This is a genomic window from Frankia sp. AgKG'84/4, from assembly GCF_023242965.2.
In the GTDB taxonomy this organism is placed as follows: domain Bacteria; phylum Actinomycetota; class Actinomycetes; order Frankiales; family Frankiaceae; genus Frankia.
Genome location: NZ_JALKFU020000391.1, coordinates 1 through 5,015, shown reverse-complemented (window position 1 = coordinate 5,015; position 5,015 = coordinate 1). Strand labels below are relative to the sequence as shown.

The following is a 5,015-nucleotide window of genomic DNA, read 5'->3' as shown; positions in this document are numbered from 1 at the left end:
ATCGCGGCGTGGCTGGAACATCGGGTATCGATCCTCCTCGCCGCCGGGTGGCGGGACCGGGGGGGTCATCGCGAGGTTCCCTGAGATCGAGGACCGGGCCTGGCCGCACCATGTCGGCGCGGCGCAGGACTGGTCGGCGCAGGCAGCCCGTCAGGTCGAGAACTTCTGCGACATCGGGCACTTCTCGGTGCTGCATCCGGACACGTTCGGCAACCCGCGTGTGCGCACGGTCGAGCCGTACCCGGTGCACCGCGATGGCGACACGGTGCGGGCCGAATACCGCTATCCGGCGGTGGATCCGGTGGCCGAGCCAGGGCCGGACGGACGGCGTCCCGTCGGCGAGACGCACTTTCGCTATCGGATCGAGCTGCCGTTTGGTGTGTGGCTCGCGGGGGCCCACGGCCCGGGTTCGGTGATGTTCGCGGTCAGCGCGCCGACCACCGCGACGACGCTGCGGCTGTACTGGATGTCGGCGTTCGACCCGGCGGTGCACGGCGACGGCCCGGTCGACGGCGCCGCGCTGCAAACCGTCGAGGATCGCGTCTGGGCACCCGACCGTCGCATCGTCGAGTCGCAGCGCCCCGTGCGGCTGTTCGCTGCCCACGAGGTCCACCGGAGCTTCGACGCGCTCGGCGTCGCCTATCGCCGTGCCCTGCGTGACCTGGGTTTCGCCCCGACACCTGCACCGCCCGCGCCCAGCCATCCGGCGTCCGGCCCGCGGGTGTCCCTGGTGCGGCACCTGCGTTAGTCGCCCTGCCTGGCCGACGCTCCACAGTGACGTGCGGCGGCGGTCGACTACCGCCGTCCCGCCTCCACGAGGGCGGCGCCGAGGACCCAGGGTGAGGTCTGGTCGATGAAGGCGGTCGGGAAGCCCGGCGCGAAGCCGGTGTCCTCCTCGAGCGGCGTCGTTCACCTGCTCGGGGGCGCTGCCGGTGGGTGGGGCAGTGGAAGAGGGGAGGTAGTTGCCGGACAGGACTCCTCCGCCCAGCGGGCTCCACGCGGTGACCCCGAGGCCGAGGGACTCCGCCATCGGCAGTCAACTTCAGCTTCTACCGTTCCCAGCATGAGTCCGAACGAAAACCGGCCGGTCCTGGATGACGACGATGCCGCGCACGCCGCGGCCGAGGCAGCCGTCGCCCGGTTCGCCGCCGAGTTGCAGGAGAGCCTGAACACCTCCGACGCCGACGGCTACGACCGTTCGTTTGCTGCCGACGTGATGTGGGGCAGCCCGTATGGAGCGACCCTGGCCGGCTTCGACGAGCTCAACGCGGTGCACCGGACGCTCATGGCCCGCGCAACGGCGCCGCCTTCGGACTTCGAGGTCGTCGCCGTGCGTGCGCCGGCGCCCGGTGTCGCGGTGGGCCAGATCCGCCGCCGGGCGCGAACGGGACCGGGGTTCTCCGAGATGGCCCTCTACACCCTGGTCGAGCGCGACGGTCGCTGGTGGCTGGCCGCGGCGCAGAACACCCCGATCGCGACGCCGCCGGTCTGATCGGTTCCTCGCCCGGGCGGCTGGCACCACGCGACACCGGCACCATAACCGCCCACTCGAACCACGCTCACCCCACCGGCCCGCCTTGTGTGGCCCACCTGGTTCGGCCCATGGTCACGGTGATGTCCCCATGGGCCTGAGCCAGCGTGCGGGGCGCGGATGGGGGAGGGCAGTCAGCTGGCCGCCGCCACCTGCGGCCAGGCGCGCAGGTCCGGCTTCTTACCTGGGAAAACGCTGCCACGGCGGACCCTGAACGTCACGGGAGCACCGGTCGGCCGGCACCGGCGATCGTGGGGTTGGGTCGAACGACACAGCCGCCAGGGAGATTCGACCAGCCAAGGTCTCCTCGGCGGTAACACGCGGCCCCCCGTACCATCTGGCCTGAAAATCGGCTAACAGGAGGTCGGGTTGATGCCGGGGGCCGCACCCGCCACCGAAGAACATGATTTCTTCGTCTCTTACGTCGAGAGCGACCTTCGATGGGCCGAATGGCTGGCCTGGCAGCTGGAAGCAGCGGGATACCGGGTACGGATCGTGGCCTGGGACCTCGTCGCGGGTTCAAACCAGAACCGGATGCTGCACGAATGGCTGCGGAACGCCGACCGGACAATCCTGGTCGTCTCCGATTCCTACCTGCGGAGCTTTGTCGCGGGGGCGCCGGGGGCGCCCGCCTGGGCCGTCGAACCCGGTGCCACGCAACGCCGGCTGCTGCCCGTGCGGGTAGACCACTGCGTGCTGGACGGAGTCCTCGGCGGCCTGGTCCCCATCGTCGTGGCCGACCTCGCGGAGGAGCCCGCGCGGAGGGCCCTGGCGGAAGGCATCCGCGGAGCACTGACGGGGCGACGAAAACCTGATGCGGCACCAGCTTTTCCCACCCGCTCGGCCCCTTCCAGCGGGCCTGCGCCGATGTTCCCCGGGGCAGCCGCGCCGACGCATGCCGTCCCCTCCGGACGTCCGGGAGCCGACCTCCGGGAACGTGGCACGCCTGGCGCGGGACGAACGGGTAGGAGGCGTGCGCACCGCGGGCGACCTGGCCGGCGACCGATTGTTCTGGTGGCGGTGGTGGCGGTGGTGGCGGCGGTGGTGGCGGTGGCCCTCATGGCCGTCTCGAGCGGCGATCTACCGGCCCCGTTCGGCACGGCGGACGGGTCATCCACGCTCGGGGTTCCCGGCGCTGTCACCCAACCCGCGACGGCGCCGCCCGAGGTGAGAACCCCGCCGCCGGCCCGGAGCGCATCTCCCCGGAGCGCATCTCCCCGGAGCGCACCTCCCCGGAGCGCACCGCCAGAGTCGCCGTCCACAGGCGGGAACACGGCCGCGCCACGGGTATCCCCAACAGCCACCCCCGACCCGACCTTCCAGGAAAGGATTGTGGGTACCTGGCTCTGTGTCAAAGACGTGCGCAGCGCCGGAACCACCTCGAACATCTGTCAGGTAACAACGAAGCTTACCGCCGACGGCTCGATTACCATCAAGCCTCCTGTCGACGGAGGCAGTGGGCCGGAAGAACCTTGGCAGGGCCACTATCGCATTCTCCCGGAGCCCGGGGAAAGTGTGCTGGCGCCGCCGGGAAGTGTCGTCCACCAACTAGAGATAAGCGGCGTCGAGGTGCAGAAGACAGTGCCCGTCGAGGTAAAGAAGACAGTGCCTCTGTGGTTCGCCGGAAGCAGCCTGTGCTACCTGTCGCCGGAGGATGCTGGTCTCGCCCACTGTTCAGTGCAGGTCTGACCGCAGCCCACCCAGGGGCTGGAGTCCCCTGCGCCGCGGGTTGGCGTCACTGCGCGACGACGCGGCTACGCGACTCGCCGTGGCGTTCGTGCCGCTTCAGAGCCAACGACGTCAGAGGATGGGGTCATACGGTGACATCATCGTGGAACTGGGGGCGCAGCGGGCCATGCCGACCGACCGAACCGCGAGCCCGGACGGGCGGCTCGGCGGTCGCTACACACTGGGGCGTCTGCTCGGACGCGGCGGCGGAGGCGTCGTCCGCGAGGGCGAGGACACCCTGTTACGCCGCCGCGTCGCCATCAAGGAGCTCCGTCGCCCGCCGGCCGCCTCGCAGGTCGAGGCCGAGGTGTTCAACGCGCGGGTGCTGCGGGAGGCCCGCGCGGCCGCCCGGCTGCGCCACCCGGGCCTGGTCACCGTCTACGACGTCATCCACGCCGACGACCGCACCTGGATCGTCATGGAGTACGTCGACGGCCAGTCACTCGCCGAGCTGATCCGCGAGCACGGCCGGATCACGCCGCTGCGCGCGGCCAGGATCGGGGTGAGCCTCGCCTACGCCTTGGAGGCCGCGCACCGCGCCGGGGTGGTTCACCGCGACGTCAAGCCAGGAAACGTGCTGGTCAGCACCGATGGCCAGGCCCGCCTCACCGACTTCGGCATCGCGGTCTCCGAGGGCGACGCGACCCTGACCGAGGCGGGGATGCTCGTCGGCTCACCCGCCTACATTCCGCCCGAACGCGCCCGCGGCGACCGGGTCGGCACCGCGGGTGACGTGTGGGGACTCGGAGCCACCCTGTTCACCGCGGTCGAGGGCGTCCCGCCGTTCGAGGGGGACGGCACGCTCGCTGTCCTCGCCGCCGTCGTCCAGGACCGGCGCCGTCCGTTCCGCCACAGTGGGCCGCTGCGGGCAGTGCTCACCGAACTGCTCGCCGCCAATCCGCGCCATCGGCCTTCGCTCGCCGAGGCCCGGGGCCGGCTGCGCGAGATCGCGGACCGTCTGGACGAACAGACGCTCAACGGCGTCACCCTGCTGGACATCCTCCAGCCCGACCCGACCGACGACGAGCCAGCTCCCGCCATCGACCGGCCCGAACAGGCCAGCACCCCGACCGAACAGGCCAGCACCCCGTCCGGACGCGCCGATACCTCGCTGGCCGCGGCCGGCCCGTCTGCCGCGGAACCGCTCCTCGCCCAGGCAGGCCCGCCAACCGCCCGATCGGACTCGGCGCAGGCGGACTCGGCGCGGGCCCGGCCCGGCCCGCCGACCGCCCAGCCGGAGGGTTCCTCCGAGGCCGAGGCGGTCCCCGTCATCGCCCAGCCGGGCCCGTCCCCTGCCCGGTCGGACCCCCCCGATGCCGAGTCGGCCCAGCCCGGAGACCGTCAGCCCAGCCGGTCCGCCGCCCGACCCGAGGCCCAGTCCGAGCGGGCTGGTGCCTGGTCGGATCGGGCCAGGGAGCACGCGGACCCGACCAGCCCGGCTGGAACCGATGACGAGGCAGTGCTCGCGTTGGCCCAGTTGACACCGTTGACGGACGGAGTCCGCCCCTCGTTCGATCAGGCGGGGGCCGCGGCCCTGCCGAACACCGAGGAACCGGACGCCTCCACGCCCGCCGGCGCACCGGGTGCCGACATGCCTGCGTCGAACTCCACGCGATCCTCCGGTGGCCAGAAGGCGCCGGCAGGTGTGGCGACGGCCTCGGCCAGCGGCCCGGGCGCCGCGCCGGCGACCGCCGCGGCGTCATCGCCTGCTGGCGACCAGGCGGCGGGACAAGTCCCGTCCCAGGGCGCCCCGGCC

Annotated in this window: 3 protein-coding genes and 2 pseudogenes; all 5 read left to right on the top strand. The window is 72.1% G+C overall.

The genetic code is table 11. From position 1 onward, the window contains the following. Positions 1–748: pseudogene (locus MXD58_RS19735) on the top strand (hypothetical protein); the annotation flags it as partial. A gap of 315 nt (positions 749–1,063) precedes the next feature. Then, complete coding sequence (locus MXD58_RS19730) at positions 1,064–1,492, top strand: SgcJ/EcaC family oxidoreductase (protein ID WP_248837672.1); 429 nt, start codon at positions 1,064–1,066, stop codon at positions 1,490–1,492. Positions 1,493–1,903: 411 nt separating this feature from the next. Beyond that, a pseudogene (locus tag MXD58_RS31210) lies at positions 1,904–2,266 on the top strand (toll/interleukin-1 receptor domain-containing protein); the annotation flags it as partial. A gap of 597 nt (positions 2,267–2,863) precedes the next feature. Next, complete coding sequence (locus tag MXD58_RS19725) at positions 2,864–3,220, top strand: hypothetical protein (RefSeq protein ID WP_248837673.1); 357 nt, start codon at positions 2,864–2,866, stop codon at positions 3,218–3,220. A 118-nt stretch (positions 3,221–3,338) separates the two neighbouring features. Next, positions 3,339–5,015: serine/threonine-protein kinase (locus MXD58_RS19720; RefSeq protein WP_250609704.1), on the top strand; the 1,677-nt coding region annotated here is incomplete at its 3' end.